This is a genomic window from Bacillus sp. SIMBA_008, assembly GCF_046535495.1.
GTDB lineage: Bacteria > Bacillota > Bacilli > Bacillales > Bacillaceae > Bacillus > Bacillus subtilis.
The window spans coordinates 1-235 of record NZ_JAWRWL010001278.1 but is presented as its reverse complement, the minus strand read 5'-3'; the positions used below and the strand labels follow the sequence as shown (position 1 = coordinate 235).

Below are 235 nucleotides of genomic sequence, written 5' to 3'. Positions count from 1 at the left end.
CCTTTCATCAGATTATCTATGACAGAAACGATGGTGGCACGGTTTGTTCTTTCATCCACGGTGACACTGATATCACAAAAATTGCTGCCGTATACCTCTTTCGTCGCCGGAAATTCACCTTCCGGCCTGATTCTGACAAAATATGAATCTTTGTAGAATTCGGAATACAATTCTCTTACCTGTGCAGCAGACATACCCGGGGGAGCCTCCGTATACATCGTCGCCATAATGCCCC

Annotated in this window: 1 protein-coding gene; it reads right to left on the bottom strand. The window is 46.0% G+C overall.

What is annotated here, in order from left to right; genetic code table 11:
- A partial coding sequence (locus SB658_RS27545; RefSeq protein ID WP_410603744.1) for an Asd/ArgC dimerization domain-containing protein occupies positions 1-235 on the bottom strand: 235 nt, incomplete at both ends.